A 1,658-nucleotide genomic window follows, 5' to 3' on the forward strand; every position below is an offset into this window, starting at 1 on the left:
GCAGGTCGACGGTGACGGTGGACCAGAAGGCGCTCAGATGCGCCGTGCCGACCATCCCGGTGTAGACGTGGCCGCGGACGTCGTCGCCGAGCTCGCGCAGCTCGAGCTCGCGGGCCACGTAGACGATGCCCCCCGTCGTCGGGTGCAGGTCCAGGCGGAGGGCGGGGCCGTGGTCCACGCCGGGCAGCATGGCCAGCGGGCTGGCCACCACGCGGACGCCGTCCCGGCGGATCCGGGTGCGCGGCGGGGCGGGGCGGGGGACGACGGGGCCGGTGCGCGTGAGGTCGACGCCGTTCCGGTCCCGCGGGGTGCCCCGGGGCCGGCGGGCCCGGACCACGCGCAGCGGGCGGTGCTGCTCCTCCGCCTTGGCGCCCGGGCCACGGAAGTCCCAGCCCACGTCGACGAGCGCCGCGGGGTGTGCGGGCTCGACGTCGTGATGCAGCGTCCGGTCCACGACCGTCCGCGGGTGGTTGATCCGTGCTCCCATGGTTTCGCCGGCTGTGTCGAAGGGGACCGCGCCGGAACTGTGAGCCGGGTCCGGCGGGCCATGCTGGTCCTGCGGCGGTCGGGCGGGATCGCCGTGGACGAAGGGGACGACCCGTCCCGACCTGTTCTGCTCTGGGCGACCTTACCGAGCGCACCTGTGAGGAGGCAGGTCTCCTCTCCTCGGCCTCCCGCGCGGCGGCGTCGGACGAGGGGTCAGAGCGGGTCCGTGCGGTGCCGCTGCACGTCCGGGCCGGTCGGCACGCCGAGCGCCTGCGCCTGCGCGCGCTGCTGCCGCAGGGACACGGTGCCCAGCAGCAGAGCCAGGGCCCGCTCCCCGTCCTCCGGGGTGTCCGCCGCCTCGGGGAGCAGACGGTGCAGGCCGAGGCCGCCCAGCCCGAGCGCGAGGGCGGAGAGCACCACGTCCGCCCCGTCCCGGTGCCGCAGCAGGGCGGCCTCCGCGGCCTCGGCGCGGCCCGCCAGGTCCGTGACGCGGCGGGCGCGCACGGTCTCCTCCGCCTCGGCGACGATCCGGTCCGCCACCCGCGCCAGCAGCGACTGCTTGTCCGGCACGTGCCAGTACAGCGCGGAGGCCTGCACGCCCAGCACCGCGGCCACGCGCCGCATGGACAGGTCGCCCATGCCGAAGTCCTGCAGGATCCCGACGGCGGCGTCCACCACGTCCTGGGCGGTCAGCCGGGGGCGGGGTGCGGGCGGGGTCATGCCTGAGAGGCTACCGCCGGGCCGTCCTCCTCCGCCGCGATGCGTCCCCCCGCGCCCAGGCGCACGGTGCGGTCGGCCGTCACCGCGGCCTCCGCGAGGTCGTGGGTGACGACGACGCCGGTCGTCCCCGCCGCCCGCAGCACCGCCCGGATGTCCTCGGCCAGGCGCCGGCGCAGGTCCGCGTCGAGCGCGGACAGCGGCTCGTCCAGCAGGAGCACCCGCGGGGCAGGGGCCAGCGACCGGGCGAGCGCCACGCGCTGGGCCTGCCCGCCGGAGAGCCGCTGCACGGGCCGGTCCGTGAGCTCGGTCAGGCCCACCAGGTCCAGCAGCTCGGCCACGCGCGCCCGCCGCCGGGCCCGGTCCCAGCCGGCGGACTCGAGGCCGTACGCCACGTTCCGGCCCACGGTCCGGTGCGGGAACAGCTGCCCGTCCTGGAACACCATCCCCACGCC

Annotated in this window: 3 protein-coding genes; all 3 read right to left on the reverse strand. The window is 77.4% G+C overall.

The features are described 5' to 3' along the window. Positions 1-487: hypothetical protein (locus ACFWJO_RS38675; RefSeq protein ID WP_386872890.1), on the reverse strand; the 487-nt coding region annotated here is incomplete at its 3' end. A 212-nt stretch (positions 488-699) separates the two neighbouring features. Continuing rightward, positions 700-1,206: a TetR family transcriptional regulator gene (locus tag ACFWJO_RS38680; protein WP_386872891.1), complete on the reverse strand. Its 507-nt coding sequence runs from the start codon at positions 1,204-1,206 to the stop codon at positions 700-702. After that, positions 1,203-1,658: ATP-binding cassette domain-containing protein (locus ACFWJO_RS38685; protein ID WP_386872893.1), on the reverse strand; the 456-nt coding region annotated here is incomplete at its 5' end. The genes ACFWJO_RS38680 and ACFWJO_RS38685, both read right to left, overlap by 4 nt.

Origin of the sequence: Streptomyces sp. NPDC127092, from assembly GCF_042722475.1 — a bacterium.
GTDB lineage: Bacteria > Actinomycetota > Actinomycetes > Streptomycetales > Streptomycetaceae > Streptomyces.